Consider the following 16676-nt stretch of genomic DNA (forward strand, 5'->3'; position numbering starts at 1 on the left):
TATGGAGGTTTTTATATGAATATTTTAATTAAAAATGTTACCCTTTTGCCAATGGGAGAGAAAATAGAGCCTATTGAAAATACAAATATCTATATTGTAGATAAAAAGATTGAACATATTGGATATTTAAGAGGGGATATAAAGGTTGATAAAATAATAGATGGCAAGGGGAAGGTAGCCCTTCCAGGCCTTATAAATGCTCATACACATATTGCTATGTCTCTTTTAAGAAACTATGCAGATGATGTGCCATTACATAAATGGCTTACAGAAAAGATATGGCCAGTAGAAGCAAAGCTTAAAGCAGAGGATATCTATTGGGGTTCTATGCTTAGCATTGTAGAGATGATACAATCTGGAGTTACATGTTTTTCAGATATGTACTTTTTTATGGATGAAGTAGGAAAGGCAGTTGAAGAATCTGGAATTAGAGGTGTATTATCTAGAGGACTTATAGAGGAAAGTGGAGACAATAGTGAGGCAATAAATAATGAAAAATTAGAGGATACTAAAAACTTATATAACAACTGGAATGGAAAGGCAGATGGTAGGCTTAAGGTAATGGTTGCTCCTCATGCACCATATACATGTGGACCATCTTATATTGAAAAGATTATGAAATTAGCAGACGAATTGGGAGCAGGAATACACATCCACCTTTCAGAAACTAGGAAAGAAGTTGAAGATAGTTTTAACCAATTTAATAAATCACCAATAAAACATGTTCATGATTTAGGGTTATTTAAATATCCAACACTAGCAGCCCATTGTGTCCATGTATCAGATGAAGATATTGAAATTTTAAGTGAAAATAATGTAGCAGTTGTAAATAATCCAGGTAGTAACTTAAAATTAGCAAGTGGTTTTGCTCCTGTACAAAAAATGTTAGATAGTGGAGTATGCGTTGCGTTAGGTACTGATGGATCCTCAAGTAACAATAATTTAAATATGTTTGAAGAAATAAATCTTGCTGCTCTTATAAATAAAGGGGTTACAGAAGATGCAGTATCTGTTCCAGCAATTAAAGCTATAGAAATGGCTACTATCAATGGTGCCAAAGCTTTAAACTGGGACAAAGAAATAGGCTCTATAGAAGTAGGGAAAAAAGCAGATTTAATACTTATAGATATGGAAAAACCACATTTATATCCTAAACACAATATAGTTTCTGCCATAGCTTATTCTTGTCAAGGTTCTGATGTAGAGACTGTAATAGTAGATGGAAATATAATAATGGAAGGATATGAAATAAAAACAATTGACGTAGAAAAAATTATGTACAATGCAGAAAAGTCTGCTAAAAGCTTAATAAATAGATAAGGGAGTTGGTATTTATGGAAATAAAAACTCTTGAATTTAAAGATGAAAAATTATATCTAATTGACCAAAGAAAGCTACCAAATTCTTTTGAAACCTTTGTATGCGAAACTTATAAAGATGTTGACTTTGCTATAAAAGATATGGTAGTGCGTGGTGCCCCTGCTATTGGAGCTAGTGGTGCCTATGGAGTTGTTTTAGGTGCAAAGGAATATAAAGATTTAGAAAAGAAAGATTTTCTTGAAAAAATGGAAGAAATATTAGAAGTTCTAAATAGTTCTCGTCCTACAGCTGTAAATCTTATGTGGGGAATTAAGAGAATGAGAAATGTTATTGAAGGAAATAAGGAATTATCTCCTAAAGAAATATATGAAAAATTAAAGGAAGAAGGCAATAAAATTGCCAAAGAAGATGTAGAGATAAATAAAACTATGGGGGAATATGGAAACACTCTTATACCAGAAAAGGCTACAATTTTAACCCATTGTAATGCAGGAGCATTGGCTACTGTAGGTTACGGTACAGCTCTTGGTGTTATAAGATCAGCATTTTATTCAGGTAAGGATATATTTGTATATGCTGATGAAACAAGACCAAGACTTCAAGGTGCAAAACTTACTAGTTGGGAGCTTGTAAAGGAAGAGATACCATGTAAACTTATACCTGATAGTGTAGCTGCTACCCTTATTAGAGATGGGAAGATCGATTTAATAGTTGTAGGAGCAGATAGGATTGCAACAAATGGGGATACAGCAAATAAGATAGGTACTTTTATGCTATCAGTAGTTGCCAAAGCATATAATATTCCTATTTATATTGCAGCACCTATTTCTACTATAGATTTTGATATTGAAACAGGAGAAGAGATAGTTATAGAAGAAAGGGATGATGAAGAAGTCACCCATATTCAAGGTAAGAGAATAGCTCCAGAAGGAGTTAAGGTTTATAATCCAGCTTTTGATGTAACGCCTAATGAAAATATTACAGCTATTATTACAGAAAAGGGAATTATAAAACCACCTTTCAAAGAAAACATCCTTAAACTAAGGCCATAAGACAAAGGGGCAGATCCTTTGTCTTATTTTCAAAATAAAATTAATTATAATAGTTAGGAAGGTGAAAAAATGGAAAAAGCTATAATTGGTGGAACAGGGGTTTATGATATAGGAGAAGATAGCTATGTAGAGAGTGTTTCAACTGAATATGGTGATGTGGAAGTAGATATAGTAAAGATAAATGGAGAAGAAATAGCTTTTCTTCCTCGCCATGGGAAAGGACATTCTGTTCCTCCTCATTTAATTAATTATAGAGCAAATATGAAATCATTAGAAAAATTAGGGGTAAAATACATATATGCTACTGTAGCAGTAGGTTCTATGAACGAAAACTATGCTCCAGGAGATATAGTAGTTATAAATGATTTTTTAGATTTTACTAAATCAAGGCCTATAACTTTTTACGAAGGTGGAGAAGAAGGAGTAATTCACAGTGATATGTCTGATCCCTATTGTAAAAATTTAAGGGAGGTTTTTTATAAGACAGCTCAAAAGAAAGGTGTTGGAATAAAAGGAGAAGGGGTCTATGTATGTACTGAGGGGCCAAGATTTGAAACAGCTGCAGAGATAAAAATGTATAAGGCCTTAGGTGGGGATGTAGTTGGTATGACTAATGTACCAGAAGTAGTTCTTGCAAAGGAGCTAAAAATCTGTTATTCAGCTATAGGAATTATAAGCAATTGGTGTACTGGGATAGAACCAGATGGAATAACTGTTCATGATATTGCTGGTGCTATGGAAGGAAAAAAAGAATTAGTAACTAAACTATTTATAGATGCATTACAGGAAGGATTGAACCAAGAAAATTGTACTTGTAATAATTCTTTAATAAGATTATAAAAGAAAAAATAGTTGAAGCTAAATAAATATGGTCAAAGATAAATTCATTCTGAAAAAGTTATTGTGAATTGAATTTCTGTAGAAGGGTTTATAGATATACTTAATTGAGCAGTTTTAGGACTATCTATAGTCCCTTGAGAAAAACTTAGATTAAAAGGAATGTTCATCCTTATTAATAAATTTGTGGCAGCATTAAGCTGCTCTTTTTTTATTAAATCCTTATTTATTATATTTTGAAATGTAGATGTAGATAGGATTTGAAAAATATCGTTATCAATGAATATTAAATCTCCTTTTAAAAAAATAATATATGGTTAATAATAGTGTATGTAAAAAGCGATTTTGTGTAATCGTAAAAATTGATTTAAACTTTATAATAGAAATTTGTTAAAAAAATATTGAATTGATACCTATTATCATGTAAAATAAAGATGTAAGTGAAAATAGTTATTAAGGCTCTCTGTTTATAAAATATACAGAGAGTAAGTTTTTGTCATTTACTGAAAATGGTTTTCAATATCAAGGAGGCGTTTTTCATGAAATGTTGTAATCCTACTGAAACATTAAAGAATGAGAATATTGTTGTTGAGGGTGAAGCAAAAGAAGGGTTGGAAAAGATTGTCCTTGTAGGTACTCCTAATGTTGGTAAAAGTGTACTTTTTAATAGACTAACTAGATCTTATGTAACTGTGTCTAATTATCCAGGAACTACTGTAGAAGTTTCTAGAGGAAAAGGTGTCTTAGGGGATAGGGAATATGAAATAGTAGATACTCCTGGAATGTATTCTTTTATGTGTATTACCGAAGAAGAAAAAGTAACTAAAAGACTTTTATTTAATGAGAAACCAGAAGTAGTACTTCATGTAATAGATGCAAAAAACTTAGAGAGGATGTTACCTTTAACTTTTCAATTAATAGAAAGTGGTCTTCCAGTAATATTGGTTTTAAATATTATGGATGAGGCAAAGAGATTAGGGCTTAAAATCGATATTGAAAAGTTAGAAGAACAATTAGGTATACCAGTGGTGTCAACTACTGCAGCCCTAAATAAAGGAGTAGATATATTGAGAGAGAGGATAGATAAATATGTCAATGCAGCTTAGCAATATATATGATGATAAAATAGAAGAGGCAATAGAGGATATAGAAAATATATTAGAAGGAGATTATGTTATTTCCAAAAGGGCTTTTTCTTTGCTTTTACTCCAAGAAGATGAAGATGCATTGGAAGAGGTAAAAGAGCTGGAAGGAAAAAATTATTTAAAGATAATAAATATAGTTGAGGAAACTAAAAAAGAATATGAAAAACCACTAACTTTTGTTATATCATCCTATAGACAAAAGCAAGCAAAAATTTTAACAGATAGTGTTATGACTAAGACAAAAGGAAAAGAAAAGAGTTTTTCAGAGACTTTAAATAGAATTATGATAAATCCAATTACAGGAATACCCATAGCATTATTAGTACTTTATTTTGGGCTTTATAAATTTGTAGGTCAGTTTGGCGCAGGAGTTGTAGTAGATTTTTTAGAGGGGAGCATATTTGAAGCTCATATAAACCCCTGGATTAATAATATATTGAATAATCATATACCGTGGGAATGGCTTAGAGCGTTGATTGGTGGAGATTATGGAATTATAACTTTAGGAATAAGATATGCTGTGGCTATAGTTTTACCTATAGTAGGGACTTTCTTTTTTGTTTTTTCTATCATCGAAGACAGTGGATATCTTCCACGCCTTGCAATGTTAGTAGACAGGCTATTTAAAAATATAGGACTTAACGGAAGAGCTGTAATACCTATGGTACTAGGCTTTGGTTGTGATACTATGGCTACTATGGTTAGTAGGACATTGGAAACTGAAAGGGAAAGAATTATTTCTACATTGTTATTAGCCTTAGCTATTCCTTGTTCAGCACAGCTTGGAGTTATTTTATCTTTACTTTCTGGGGAACCTAAGGCTCTTATTGTATGGATTATATTTATAAGTTTTGTATTTTTATTTATTGGATATTTAGCTGCTAAAGTTTTACCAGGAGAAGAGCCATTATTTTATATGGAAATGCCTCCGCTAAGACTTCCTAAGCTATCCAATGTATTGGTAAAGACTTATACTAGAATGGAATGGTATTTTGCTGAAATATTGCCTTTATTTATATTAATAAGTATACTTATTTGGTTTGGGAATATAATAGGTGTTTTCCCAAAATTAGTTGGTGTTTTTAGACCTTTTGTTATGGCTATTGGGCTTCCTGAGGAAGTTAGTGAAGTGTTTTTATTTGGATTTTTCAGAAGAGATTATGGTGCAGCAGGATTGTTTGACTTAGTGAAGGAAGGTATATTATCTACAAGACAATTGGTAGTAGCAGCAGCTACTTTAACCTTATTTGTTCCCTGTGTGGCACAATTTGTAATGATGATTAAGGAAAGAGGATTTAAGACTGCTATTTATATTGCTGCATTTGTACTTGCGTTTTCTTTTGTTGCAGGATATGCTTTGAACTGGATATTACTTGTTACAGGTGTATTAGCATGATAAAATGTAGTTTCTGCGGATATGAATTTACAGAAGAAGAGAGTAAAAAATCTTGTGCTAGTTGTCCATTGAATAAAAATTGTGGAAAATATAAATGTCCAAATTGTGGATATGAGATATTAGGAAAATCTAGATTATTTAGTTTTTTAAAGAAGAAAAAGGGGAGGAAGTAGATGAAAATACTGGCTAATTTAGAAAAAGGATTTGAAGGAACTATAGTTGAGATTAAAACAGATAGGGATGATATTATAAGAAAACTAATGGCTATGGGAGTCTTTCCTGGATCGTCTGTTAAGGTGATTCAAACCTTTCCTTCCTATGTTTTTCAAGTAGGATATACTCAAGTAGCTGTAGATAAAGAAATTGCTAGAACCATTGTAGTTGAATAATAAATATATTAAAAGAGAATGACTTTCTTCATTCTCTTTTTTTGTCCAAAAAATTATAAACATAACAGCCTATTTAAAAAATTCTTTAAATTGTAGTATAATTTAGAGAAGGAGGTAAATTTTATGTTTGCAAAATTTGGAGAAGATAATGTTAATAATATTGAATTAGATGAAAATATTATTTTAAAAAATAGGGTTCCCATATTGGTTAGAGATGATGAGTGGATGGAGCTATTTGGTGAGACAGATGATAAGAATATTAAGAAATATAAAAAAGATTTGGAGGAACTGTTGAAAGAACAGAAAAAAATTGAAAGGGAAATTTCCCATTGGAATAAAGAAAAATTAAAATGTATGAGAATGATACTAGGTATTTCAGATGCAATAAATAATGGTGAAAAAATTGAGTCAGCAGATCTTCTAGATGAGTATAAGGAAAAAATTTATTGGATTAACGAAACTATAGATGAGCTAACTTTTAAATTAGAGACTATTCCAAGGGATATAAGGAATTTAAATTATGAGCTTTTAAAAGCAACAGTAAACTATGGATATATTGAATTAAAGGATAAGGAAGAAAAACTGTCTAATATATCAAGTGAATTAGAAGATTTAAGAGAAAGATTGAGAAGTATTATAAATGAAAAGCATGATTATGAAGAGTGGATAAATGATACTTATACTTTTTTGCATAGAATGTTAGGTAGTAAGGAGATTGAAAGATTAGATAGAGAAATATTTGAATAGAGAGGTATATGTATGAATAAAAAAATAATTTTCCTTATTTTTTTGGTTCTAGGAGTATTGGAGATATTTTTTGATTTTTTTACAGTTTTAATTAAAAATACTTTATTGCATAAGAAAAATAAGGATATGAGTGAAAAAACTAATATAAAGCTATTTTTTATTTTAGTATTCTTTATAGGGTTTATTTATTTTTTAGGACAATTTGTTCAAGTTATGGCTAGATTATTTAACATTCCATTAGACGGAGGAATTTTTGAAAACTTAAAATAAGAGGGGATAAAATGTTAAAAGGTATTGGAGTGGATATTGTAAAATTAAAAAGAATAGAAAGGATTATAGGGACTAAAAAGGAAAGATTTTTAAATAAAGTTTTTACTGATAGTGAAATTGAGTATATAAGAGGGAAAAATGAAAATCCATGTACTATTGGAGGAATATTTGCAACAAAGGAAGCCGTAAGTAAAGTACTAGGTACTGGTATAGGCAAAATTAGTTTAAAGGAAATTGAAGTTTTTCATAATAATCTAGGCAAACCTCACGTAAAATTATATGGTAAGGCCCTTTTTTTAATGGAGGAAAAAGGTATAGAAAGTCTTTATCTTTCAATAACCCATGAAATAGAATATGCTATAGCTGTAGTAATTGGAGAAGGCAGGTTAAATTATTCTAGAGATATTGAATTAAAAGGAATGAAGGATTTAAAACATATGAAGAACATATTGCCAGTTAGAAAAGAAGAAAGCCATAAAGGTACTTATGGGAGAGTAGGTGTAGTTGCAGGAAGTACAGGAATGACTGGAGCAGCTTATTTTTCAAGTAAAGCTTCTTTAAGAAGTGGAAGTGGCTTAGTCTATACTATGACTCCTAAGTCTTTATCAAATATATTGTCCCTTAAATTGACAGAAGCCATAATAAAACCTGTAGAAGATAATGGGAAAGGACATTTTATTTTAGATAGTATACAGGATATAGAAGAAGGTATTAAAGATCTGGATGTAATAGCTTTAGGTCCAGGAATTGGAGTAGATTATGAGAGAATTAGGATAGTAGAAGAAATCCTTAATATATTTGATAAACCAATGGTATTAGATGCAGATGGTTTAAATTGCGTTTCTGAAAAGCCAGAAATCCTTATAAAGAGGGAAGGAGAGACTGTTATAACTCCTCACCCAGGAGAGCTTTCTAGGCTTCTTAAAGTGAGTATAGGAGAAATACAAAAAAATAGAATAGAATACTGTAAAAAGGCTTCTCAAAAATACAATGTAACTACAGTCTTAAAAGGAGCAGATACTGTAGTTTGTAGTAAAAGTGGAGAAATATACGTAAATAGAACAGGAAATCCAGGCATGGCAACTGCAGGTAGTGGAGATCTACTTACAGGAGTTATAAGTAGTTTTATAGGCCAAGGAATAGGGGTTTATGAATCTGCTATTTTAGGCACTTATATTCATGGATTAGCTGGAGATTTAGCTAAAAATGAAAAAGGAGAATATGGATTAATTGCTGAGGATATTTTAGAAAATATTCCATATGCAATAGATTTAATTTATAAAAATTAAAATTAAAGGATGGAAATATGAGAAAAGTATTGAGTGTTTTATTTCTTATAATTGTTTTACTTATGTTTACATCTTGTAAAAAAACAACTGATGAAGAAATTTTAAATAATATTAAGAAAAATATAGATGATTTTGACAATTATGAATCTATATCAACGGTAGTAGTTAAGAGTAACAAAGGGGTAACTTCCTATAAATTTAAAGAGGTATTTATAAAACCAGATAAAATTAAATTAGAAATTATTGAACCAAAAGAGAGTTTAGGGTGTATAATTATATATGATGGAGATAAAATTTTTTTAAAGCATCCCAATATAAGCCAGACAATTTCTATGGAGAATATAAAATCTTTAGACAAGAGTTTTTTCATAGGAAATTTCTATGAAAATTTGAGTCATTGTGAGGACCCCCAAATATCTATAGAAGAAGAATACATAATATTTACAATGGATTTGCAAAATCAAAGTGATTATAGATATAGCCAAAAAGTATGGCTAAATAAGAAGGATTTTGTCCCATATAAGTTGAACATATTAGACAGGAATGGAGAAGTTAACACAGAAATATTTTATGAAAATTTTAAATATAATTTAACACTAGATGAAGACTTTTAAGGAGGCGCAACTAAAGATGAGTAGTTTAGAGGAATTACGACCAGTTTGGGCTGAAATTGATTTAGATAGTTTAGCTCACAATATTAAAGAAGTAAGAAGAATTACAAATAAAGAAGCAATAGTAACAGCAGTAGTAAAAGCCAATGCTTATGGCCATGGCTCCATAGAAGCAGCAAAAGTATTTCTTGAAAATGGAGCAAATAGATTGGCAGTAGCTACATTGTCAGAAGCTGTAGAATTAAGAAGAGCAGATATAGATGCACCTATATTAATACTAGGATATACTCCAGATAGTCAACATAAGATAGCTGTGGAAAACGATATCATTGAAGCTATATACACTTTAGAATCAGCAGAGAAGCTATCTCAAGTAGCTGGGAATCTAAATAAAAAGGCAAAGGTTCATATTAAAGTGGACTCAGGAATGGGAAGAATAGGGTTTCCACCAGTGGATAGTTCTATAGATAAAATTGAAAAAATATCTAAACTTCCTAATTTAGAAATAGAAGGTATATTCACCCACTTTGCTAAAGCTGATGAGGTAGATAAGGCTTATACAGGAAAACAATTTAAAAATTATAAATGGGTTATTGAAAAATTAAAAGATAAGAATATACAAATTCCTATTAAACATGTGTCGAATAGTGCTGCTACTATAGACTTGCCAGAATATAATCTAAATATGGTAAGGGGAGGAATAATGATTTATGGACTATACCCATCTGATGAGGTAGATAAAGAAAAAGTTAGTTTAAAGCCAGCTATGACTTTAAAAGCAAAAATCTCTCACTTAAAAGAAGTTCCTGAAGGTACAGGAATTAGCTATGGTCAAATATTTGTTACAAAAAGGAAAAGTAAGATTGCTACAATTCCTATTGGATATGCAGATGGATTTACAAGGCTTTTAACTTCTAAGGCAGAAGTAGCTATAAAAGGGAAAAGAGCACCAATAGTAGGTAAAATATGTATGGATCAATGTATGATTGATGTAACAGATATAGAAGATGTAAAAGTAGGAGATGAAGTGGTATTATTTGGAGATGGGACAAATGGAGTTCCTCATATTGATGAAGTAGCAGAAAAATTAGGTACTATAAATTATGAAATAGTTTGTATGGTAGGAAGAAGAGTACCTAGAGTTTATATTAAAGATGGTAAAATAATAAAGATTATAGATTATTTATTAGATTAATCTAATATTTGTATAATATGTCTTTAATATTGACACAATTATAATAAACAAATATAATTGTTCATATGAATATTTTTGGCACTAAATATCATAATTTTTTATTTTGTTAATATATTTTAATGGGGCTTATTTTAATGGGATTGGTTTAATGGGGGAATCTCTAAAAGGCTTGGGGGTGCAAATATTAATGGCTAAAACCAAAAGAATTATGATAAGTTTGCCTAATAGCTTATTAGAAGAGGTTGATTTTATAGTCTCCATGGAAAAGAAGAATAGAAGTGAATTTGTAAGAGAGGCAATGAAGTTATACATTAGAGAAAAAAAGAGAGTGGAAATTTGTGAAAAGCTGAAAGATGGTTATAAAGAAATGAGTAAAATAAACTCTACTTTGGCAGAAGTTGGATTAGAAGAAGATATGAGAGAACTAGATAGTTATGAAGCAAAACTTACAGGGTCAGGGTGTGAAAAAGTGTGATAGTAAAAAGAGGCGATATTTTTTATGCCGATTTAAGTCCTGTAGTAGGATCAGAACAAGGGGGAGTTCGGCCAGTACTTGTGGTGCAAAATGATATAGGGAATAAATATAGCCCAACAATAATAATAGCAGCAATTACTTCTCAGATAAATAAGGCCAAACTTCCAACCCATGTAGAAATTAACGCTACAGAATATGGCTTGCCTAAGGATTCAGTAGTTTTACTGGAACAAATCAGAACTATTGATAAAAAAAGATTGAGAGAAAAAATCGGCAAATTTAGTGATGAAATGATGCTTAAAGTAAATGAATGTATAAAAATAAGTCTTGGACTTGTAGATCTATAGAATAGAAAATAAGCATGAACCACATGCTTATTTTTTTATGGGAAAAATCACTAAATTTCGGGAAATTTCCTGGGAAATACTCTTAATATGTTTTAAAGATATGAAAACTATAGTATAATCTAATGGAGAAATAATAAAGATGATCGTTTTTAAATTAGGTTACGGAAGGAGTAAAAAAGTGAATATATTACATATGATTTTTACCATAGAAAAAGGTGGAGCAGAAACATATTTATTTAATATTTTAGATAATATGGCTAAAGATATAAATTTTTTTGTCATTTGTGATCATGAAGGGGGAAATCATGGAAAAGTCAAAGAAAAATGTAACAATATAGATATTATAAAAATGAGAAGTCCCTTTGATTTTAAGGCTGCAAAAAACATAGCTGATTATTGTAAAGCTAATAATATTGATATAATTCAAACACATTTCTTAAGAGAGAACTATATAGCTGTACTTTCTAAAATATTTAATCCCAAAGTAAAAATAATTTGGACAGCTCATTTGATGGCAGAAAATGATAAAAAAATAAAGTTTTTCAATAAATTATTTTCTAGATTTGTTGACAAAATCATATGTGTTTCACATGCAGTAAAAAATTCCTTGAAAAAAGAAGGTATTTCATCAGAAAAACTTAAAGTTATATATAATGGGGTTGATACAGATTATTATAAACCAATTGAAAATTGTACTTTAAAAAAGGAATTAGGTTTAAATAAAAATACATTAGTATTAACAACTGTGTCAAGATTTAACAAAGAAAAAGGGCATAGTTTTTTAATAGAAGGTGTAAAAGAATTAAAAAAGCATATGGAAGATTTTAAATTATTATTGGTGGGTTCAGGAGAAGAAGAACGATTCATTAAACAGAAGGTGGAGAATTATGGATTAGAAGAATCTGTTTTATTTTTAGGTTACAGAGAAGACATTTTAGAGATACTATCTATTACTGATATATATGTATCACCTTCAAAAAATGAAGCTATATCATTCTCTATATTAGAAGCTCTTTCTTCTGAAAAAGTTGTAGTGGCAACGAAAGTAGGTGGAGTACCCGAGATATTTGAAAAAGGCGATATGGGTATATTAATTCCTTATGGAGAACCTAAAAAACTTGCAGAAGCTATTATTTACTTACATGATAATAATCAGGTATATGAAAAGAAGGAAGCAAATTCTAGAAAGGTGATTATAGAGAATTTTTCATTGGATAAGATGATAAAAGAGACTTTAAGTTTATATAAGGAACTATTAAATAAATAAAGATTTAAATTGGTTTTATTTAAAAGGAGGGTTGAACCTATCTGTATAGGTTATTATAATGAAAGTATTACATTTAATTAGTGGAGGAGACACAGGTGGTGCAAAAACTCATATAATTAATTTATTAACAGAGCTAGATAAAATAATGGATGTTAAAATAATTTGCTTTTTAAAAGGTGATTTTTTCCATGATTTAAAGGCAAAAGGAATAAATATAGAAGTTTTTAAACAAAAGAAAAGATATGATATGTCAATAGTATCTCAACTTAGAGAAGAAATTGAAAGGGAAGATTATGATATAATACATTGTCATGGTGCAAGGGCAAATTTTATTGCTATGTTTTTAAAGACAAAGGTGAAAGGACCGTTTATAACTACAATACATAGTGATTATAAATTGGATTTTAAAGATAATCCCTATAAAAATATAGTTTATACAGCAATAAATACTATTTCACTAAAAAAATTTGATTACTATATAGCTATATCTACAAACTTTAAGCAGATGCTAGTAGAGAGAGGGTTTGATAGTAATAGCATATTTACAATTTACAATGGCATAGATTTAGAAACAGATTTAAATTATATTTCTAAGGAAAAGTTTCTAGAAAGATATAATATAAATGCTAAAGGAAAAACTATAGTTGGAATTGCGGCTAGATTAGATTTAGTTAAAGACCATGATACATTTATAGAAGGTGCTTATAAAGTATTACAAAAAAGGAAAGATATTATATTCTTAATTGCAGGAGATGGAAGTGAAAAGGAAAGACTTGTTTCTAAAGCACAGGACCTAAATATTAGTGAATATGTTTACTTTTTAGGTTTTATAAAGGATCCTTATTCATTTTTTAATGCTATAGATATAAATATACTTACATCTGTAAGCGAAAGTTTTCCCTATGTAATACTTGAAGGTGCTAGATTTAAAAAAACTATTATAAGTACTGATGTTGGAGGAATAAGTGATTTAATAAGAAATGGACATAATGGTTTTTTAATAGATGTGGGAGATAGTGAGGCTTTGGCTAAAAATATAAATTTTCTTTTGGATAATAAGTCAAGCATAAAGATTCTAGGTGAAAATCTTTATGAAAATGTAAAGGATAACTTTTCTTCGCAAAAGATGGCTTTGGATCATTTTAAAGTATATAAAAAGATAATTGAAACTAGGAGGTAAACAAAATGAAAATAATAAACGAAAAAGGAAAATTATTTGGAATCATAAATATAATAGATTTAATTGTAATAATAGTTGTTGTATTGCTTATAGGCGGAGGAGTAAAAAGGGTGAAGAATTCTGAAATAGAAGTAGAAGAAAAGGTTGAAGGAGTAAAAAAGGAAGCTTTGATTACATTTGAAGTTGGAAAACTTAAAGAAAATGTTGTTGATGAAATAGTAGTAGGAGATCTTTTATATAATAATGAAAAAGGAACTACATTTGGTAAAATTACAGATAAAAAAGTTGAAGATCAAGAAGATAAGCCAGGTTTATACAAGGTTGTTATTAGTATTGAATCTAAAGTTGAAGATACTCCTAAGGCGATTATTATAGGTGATAGTGAAACAAGAGTTGGTAGTGAACTTGTTTTAAAAAATAAAAGAGTAAAATTAGCAGGTACTGTTATTAGAATGGAAGTTAAATGATAATAGGGGTGATATTATGCACGGTAGCATTGTAGTATCAATGTTAATAAAAATTTCACATAAATTAAAAAGAGCATATGAATATAGCCTGCTAAAAAAAATTCTTATTAAAATTATTGAAGCATTTAAATATTTAGGAAAAGGTTCATTTTTTCTTAAAGTTTTTGTAGGCGATAATAATGTATTTGAAGAAAGTTTGTTTTATAAAATATACTGTAAAGTTTTAGATTTTGTATATGAAATGGTAGAAAAATTTAGGATAATAGTAAATAAGGGAAAAAAGGGCAGTGTTATAGATGAAATGGTCTCTAAACTGTTTAAGGATAAAAAAGAAGCTAGAAATACTTTTTACTTGTTCTTTTTATTTTTTGGATTGACTATACTAACTTTAAATTTATTTAAAGGTGAAATTTTAGCAAGAAATATAATAATTTCATTTTTTATAATTATTGTATCTTTAGCTGGAATATTTATGAAAAACAACTATAAAGAAGTGTTTGCCGGAAGTCTATTATTTAATTTTGTAAAAAATATTTTTTTAATTGATGAAGGGAGATGAAATAGTGGTAGAAAGCTTTAAAAGAAAGGAATTTATACTCCCTATAATAATGGGCATATGTTTGGGTTTTCTGTATTTCAAATTGCCTTTAAGTATATTTGCTTTTATATTTTTAGGATTTATTATAATAGTAGCTACTCTTTATAGTATAAAAATAGGAATATGTTTATCTGTATTTCTAATGCCATATTTACCATTTACTGTAGATTTGCTTTTTATGCTCTTTATATTTTTTGCATATATTTATAAAGGGATTTTTAGAAAGATAGATCCTTTTACAAAAGAAACAATAGATATTCCTATAGTTTTGTTTGTTATAGCCATAATTATTTCTACGATAACCTCTATTGATCCAAAGGGTAGTCTTAGGGATTTAGTTTTTCAATTAGTATCTATAAGTTTTGTTTTTGTAATAATAAATAATATTAAAAGTAAAAAGGATCTAAATATCTTACTTACTATTCTTATTATAACAGCTACTATTTCATCATTATATGGAATTTATCAATATATAACTGGTTTAAAAATGACAGATAGATGGGTAGACGAGGCTGGAAATCCGGGAATTGTTACTAGAGTGTTTTCTGTATTTGATAATCCTAATGTATTAGCAGAATATCTAATTATGACAATTCCAATATCAATTTCTCTTTTATGGAACTCTAAAAAGGGTTATAAAAAAATTATCTTTCTATTTACTACAATTATTTTAGTGACTGGTCTAGGGTTAACTTATTCTAGAGGAGGCTGGTTAGGTTTTGCGTTTGGAATCTTTATCTTTATTTTGTTAACTGAAAAGAGGTTATTGTTTATACTTTTACCTTTAGGGTTACTGGCTTTACCATTTCTTCCTGCAACCATATTAAATAGAATGCTAAGTATAAAAGATATAGCTGATTCTTCTACTTCATCTAGGTTTGGTATATGGTTAACAAGCATTAATATAATAAAAGATAATTGGATAGCAGGAGTGGGCTTAGGAAGTAATCCTTTTAGAAATGCCTATAGACACTATGCTAGAAGTAGTTTTGTTTATTATCATGCTCATAATACCTATCTTCAAACAGCAGTAGAAATGGGAATTGCAGGTTTAATAGTTCTTTTTATGCTTATATTTGTAATATATAAGTATCCAATCAAAAATTTAATTAAGGGAAAGGATAAATGGGTAAAGATTGTAACAGCAGGAATACTTTCGGGATTATCAGCAGTTTTTATTCATAGTTTTTTTGATAGTATATTTTTTATGCCTAAAACAATAATAACTTTTTGGACTTTGATATCTTTTTTGCTAGTTCTTTTAAGGATATCTAATAGTTCAAATGAGATTATATAAATATTATTCCGGATCTTTTAAGAAGCAGGTGATAATATGGAAAATATAAAGATATTCGGAACAAGGGTGGACAAAGTTACTTTAGAAAAAGCAATAGAAATGGTAGAAGAATTTTTACAAGGAGATAGATTAAAAACAATATATACCCCTAATACAGAAATAATAATGGCTGCAAAAGAAGATGAAGATTTAAAAGAAATATTAAATAATGGAGACATGATTATTCCTGATGGTATTGGCCTTATATATGCTTCAAAAATAAAGAAAAAACCTCTTCCAGAAAGGGTTACAGGATTTGATCTATCTATGAAAATGATTGAATTGGCTAATAGAAAGGGATACAGTATATTTTTACTAGGTGGGGAAGAAGGTATAGCTAAAAAAGCTGGAGAAATTATTATTAGAAATAATCCTAATGTTAAAATAGCTGGATATAATAATGGATATTTTAAAGGAGCTCATATTGGTTTAAAAGGCCATGAAGAAGAATTAGAAGTTTTGGATAAGATAAATAAAGCTAATCCTGATATATTATTTGTAGGATTTGGAGCACCTAAACAGGAAAAATGGATAGATTTGTATAAAGACAGGTTAAATTGTAAAGTAGCCATAGGGAATGGAGGAACTATGGATATATTAGCAGGAAAAGTAAAGAGAGCTCCAGAAATTTATCAAAGATTAGGACTAGAATGGTTTTATAGACTTATAAAGGAGCCTTCAAGAATAAAAAGGCAGGTAGTTCTTCCTAGATTTATGCTTAAAGTTATATTTGGTAAAAATGTAGTTGAGTAAAT

The 16676-nt window shown here is 29.3% G+C and carries 20 protein-coding genes; all 20 read left to right on the top strand.

What is annotated here, in order from left to right; translation table 11 throughout:
- The first annotated feature begins 15 nt into the window (after positions 1-15).
- The 20 genes from FYJ27_RS01975 to FYJ27_RS02065 all read left to right on the top strand — a co-directional run bounded on the left by FYJ27_RS01975 (position 16) and on the right by FYJ27_RS02065 (position 16674).
- Positions 16-1320 carry an amidohydrolase gene (locus tag FYJ27_RS01975; protein WP_154482345.1) on the top strand — a complete coding sequence of 435 codons (1305 nt, stop codon included), beginning with the start codon at positions 16-18 and terminating at the stop codon, positions 1318-1320.
- A 14-nt stretch (positions 1321-1334) separates the two neighbouring features.
- Positions 1335-2372 (top strand): S-methyl-5-thioribose-1-phosphate isomerase, encoded by a 1038-nt coding sequence (mtnA, locus tag FYJ27_RS01980; protein WP_154482347.1) that lies wholly within the window; start codon positions 1335-1337, stop codon positions 2370-2372.
- Positions 2373-2441: 69 nt separating this feature from the next.
- Entirely contained in the window at positions 2442-3212 is a 771-nt protein-coding gene (locus FYJ27_RS01985) for an S-methyl-5'-thioinosine phosphorylase (RefSeq protein WP_154482350.1), read from the top strand.
- Positions 3213-3748: 536 nt separating this feature from the next.
- On the top strand, positions 3749-4315 hold the full coding sequence (locus FYJ27_RS01990) for a FeoB small GTPase domain-containing protein (RefSeq protein ID WP_216383260.1): 567 nt from the start codon (positions 3749-3751) through the stop codon (positions 4313-4315).
- Positions 4299-5750, top strand: a complete 1452-nt coding sequence (locus FYJ27_RS01995; RefSeq protein WP_154482356.1) for a ferrous iron transporter B — start codon at positions 4299-4301, stop codon at positions 5748-5750. The genes FYJ27_RS01990 and FYJ27_RS01995 overlap by 17 nt, the downstream gene beginning before the upstream one ends.
- The gene (locus FYJ27_RS12615; protein ID WP_195839058.1) at positions 5747-5923 is read left to right on the top strand and encodes a hypothetical protein; all 177 of its coding nucleotides are present in this window, start codon (positions 5747-5749) and stop codon (positions 5921-5923) included. Before FYJ27_RS01995 ends, FYJ27_RS12615 begins: the two co-directional genes overlap by 4 nt.
- Positions 5924-6139, top strand: coding sequence for a FeoA family protein (locus FYJ27_RS02000; protein WP_154482359.1), 216 nt, complete (start codon positions 5924-5926; stop codon positions 6137-6139).
- Positions 6140-6262: 123 nt separating this feature from the next.
- Complete coding sequence (locus FYJ27_RS02005; RefSeq protein WP_154482362.1) at positions 6263-6886, top strand: hypothetical protein; 624 nt, start codon at positions 6263-6265, stop codon at positions 6884-6886.
- A gap of 12 nt (positions 6887-6898) precedes the next feature.
- The gene (locus tag FYJ27_RS02010; protein WP_154482365.1) at positions 6899-7156 is read left to right on the top strand and encodes a hypothetical protein; all 258 of its coding nucleotides are present in this window, start codon (positions 6899-6901) and stop codon (positions 7154-7156) included.
- An 11-nt stretch (positions 7157-7167) separates the two neighbouring features.
- A complete protein-coding gene (locus FYJ27_RS02015; RefSeq protein ID WP_154482368.1) occupies positions 7168-8445 on the top strand; it encodes an NAD(P)H-hydrate dehydratase in 1278 nt (425 codons plus the stop codon).
- Between the two features lie 17 nt (positions 8446-8462).
- Positions 8463-9059 (top strand): LolA family protein, encoded by a 597-nt coding sequence (locus FYJ27_RS02020; protein WP_154482371.1) that lies wholly within the window; start codon positions 8463-8465, stop codon positions 9057-9059.
- A 16-nt stretch (positions 9060-9075) separates the two neighbouring features.
- Entirely contained in the window at positions 9076-10251 is a 1176-nt protein-coding gene (alr, locus tag FYJ27_RS02025) for an alanine racemase (RefSeq protein ID WP_154482374.1), read from the top strand.
- Positions 10252-10438: 187 nt separating this feature from the next.
- Positions 10439-10726: a CopG family ribbon-helix-helix protein gene (locus FYJ27_RS02030; protein ID WP_154482377.1), complete on the top strand. Its 288-nt coding sequence runs from the start codon at positions 10439-10441 to the stop codon at positions 10724-10726.
- Entirely contained in the window at positions 10723-11073 is a 351-nt protein-coding gene (locus FYJ27_RS02035; RefSeq protein ID WP_216383250.1) for a type II toxin-antitoxin system PemK/MazF family toxin, read from the top strand. The genes FYJ27_RS02030 and FYJ27_RS02035 overlap by 4 nt, the downstream gene beginning before the upstream one ends.
- 178 nt (positions 11074-11251) lie before the next feature.
- The gene (locus FYJ27_RS02040; protein WP_195839059.1) at positions 11252-12340 is read left to right on the top strand and encodes a glycosyltransferase; all 1089 of its coding nucleotides are present in this window, start codon (positions 11252-11254) and stop codon (positions 12338-12340) included.
- Between the two features lie 58 nt (positions 12341-12398).
- Positions 12399-13520 (top strand): glycosyltransferase family 4 protein, encoded by a 1122-nt coding sequence (locus FYJ27_RS02045; protein ID WP_154482383.1) that lies wholly within the window; start codon positions 12399-12401, stop codon positions 13518-13520.
- A gap of 5 nt (positions 13521-13525) precedes the next feature.
- Positions 13526-13987: a DUF4330 family protein gene (locus tag FYJ27_RS02050; RefSeq protein ID WP_154482386.1), complete on the top strand. Its 462-nt coding sequence runs from the start codon at positions 13526-13528 to the stop codon at positions 13985-13987.
- Between the two features lie 16 nt (positions 13988-14003).
- Positions 14004-14546, top strand: coding sequence for a hypothetical protein (locus FYJ27_RS02055; RefSeq protein ID WP_154482389.1), 543 nt, complete (start codon positions 14004-14006; stop codon positions 14544-14546).
- Positions 14547-14550: 4 nt separating this feature from the next.
- The gene (locus FYJ27_RS02060) at positions 14551-15882 is read left to right on the top strand and encodes an O-antigen ligase family protein (protein WP_326831021.1); all 1332 of its coding nucleotides are present in this window, start codon (positions 14551-14553) and stop codon (positions 15880-15882) included.
- Between the two features lie 36 nt (positions 15883-15918).
- Positions 15919-16674, top strand: a complete 756-nt coding sequence (locus FYJ27_RS02065; protein WP_154482392.1) for a WecB/TagA/CpsF family glycosyltransferase — start codon at positions 15919-15921, stop codon at positions 16672-16674.
- The last annotated feature ends 2 nt before the right edge of the window (positions 16675-16676 follow it).

Source organism: Anaerosalibacter bizertensis, from assembly GCF_009696605.1.
Lineage (GTDB): Bacteria > Bacillota > Clostridia > Tissierellales > Sporanaerobacteraceae > Anaerosalibacter > Anaerosalibacter bizertensis.

Excerpts from the sequence above, each read along its gene's own strand:
- FYJ27_RS01990 (WP_216383260.1), top strand. The coding sequence starts at position 3,749 with ATGAAATGTTGTAATCCTACTGAAACATTAAAGAATGAGAATATTGTT.
- FYJ27_RS02050 (WP_154482386.1), top strand. The coding sequence starts at position 13,526 with ATGAAAATAATAAACGAAAAAGGAAAATTATTTGGAATCATAAATATA.
- FYJ27_RS01985 (WP_154482350.1), top strand. The coding sequence starts at position 2,442 with ATGGAAAAAGCTATAATTGGTGGAACAGGGGTTTATGATATAGGAGAA.
- FYJ27_RS02030 (WP_154482377.1), top strand. The coding sequence starts at position 10,439 with ATGGCTAAAACCAAAAGAATTATGATAAGTTTGCCTAATAGCTTATTA.
- FYJ27_RS02000 (WP_154482359.1), top strand. The coding sequence starts at position 5,924 with ATGAAAATACTGGCTAATTTAGAAAAAGGATTTGAAGGAACTATAGTT.
- FYJ27_RS02015 (WP_154482368.1), top strand. The coding sequence starts at position 7,168 with ATGTTAAAAGGTATTGGAGTGGATATTGTAAAATTAAAAAGAATAGAA.
- alr (WP_154482374.1), top strand. The coding sequence starts at position 9,076 with ATGAGTAGTTTAGAGGAATTACGACCAGTTTGGGCTGAAATTGATTTA.
- FYJ27_RS12615 (WP_195839058.1), top strand. The coding sequence starts at position 5,747 with ATGATAAAATGTAGTTTCTGCGGATATGAATTTACAGAAGAAGAGAGT.
- FYJ27_RS02045 (WP_154482383.1), top strand. The coding sequence starts at position 12,399 with ATGAAAGTATTACATTTAATTAGTGGAGGAGACACAGGTGGTGCAAAA.
- FYJ27_RS02055 (WP_154482389.1), top strand. The coding sequence starts at position 14,004 with ATGCACGGTAGCATTGTAGTATCAATGTTAATAAAAATTTCACATAAA.
- FYJ27_RS01995 (WP_154482356.1), top strand. The coding sequence starts at position 4,299 with ATGTCAATGCAGCTTAGCAATATATATGATGATAAAATAGAAGAGGCA.
- FYJ27_RS02010 (WP_154482365.1), top strand. The coding sequence starts at position 6,899 with ATGAATAAAAAAATAATTTTCCTTATTTTTTTGGTTCTAGGAGTATTG.
- mtnA (WP_154482347.1), top strand. The coding sequence starts at position 1,335 with ATGGAAATAAAAACTCTTGAATTTAAAGATGAAAAATTATATCTAATT.
- FYJ27_RS01975 (WP_154482345.1), top strand. The coding sequence starts at position 16 with ATGAATATTTTAATTAAAAATGTTACCCTTTTGCCAATGGGAGAGAAA.
- FYJ27_RS02005 (WP_154482362.1), top strand. The coding sequence starts at position 6,263 with ATGTTTGCAAAATTTGGAGAAGATAATGTTAATAATATTGAATTAGAT.
- FYJ27_RS02020 (WP_154482371.1), top strand. The coding sequence starts at position 8,463 with ATGAGAAAAGTATTGAGTGTTTTATTTCTTATAATTGTTTTACTTATG.
- FYJ27_RS02065 (WP_154482392.1), top strand. The coding sequence starts at position 15,919 with ATGGAAAATATAAAGATATTCGGAACAAGGGTGGACAAAGTTACTTTA.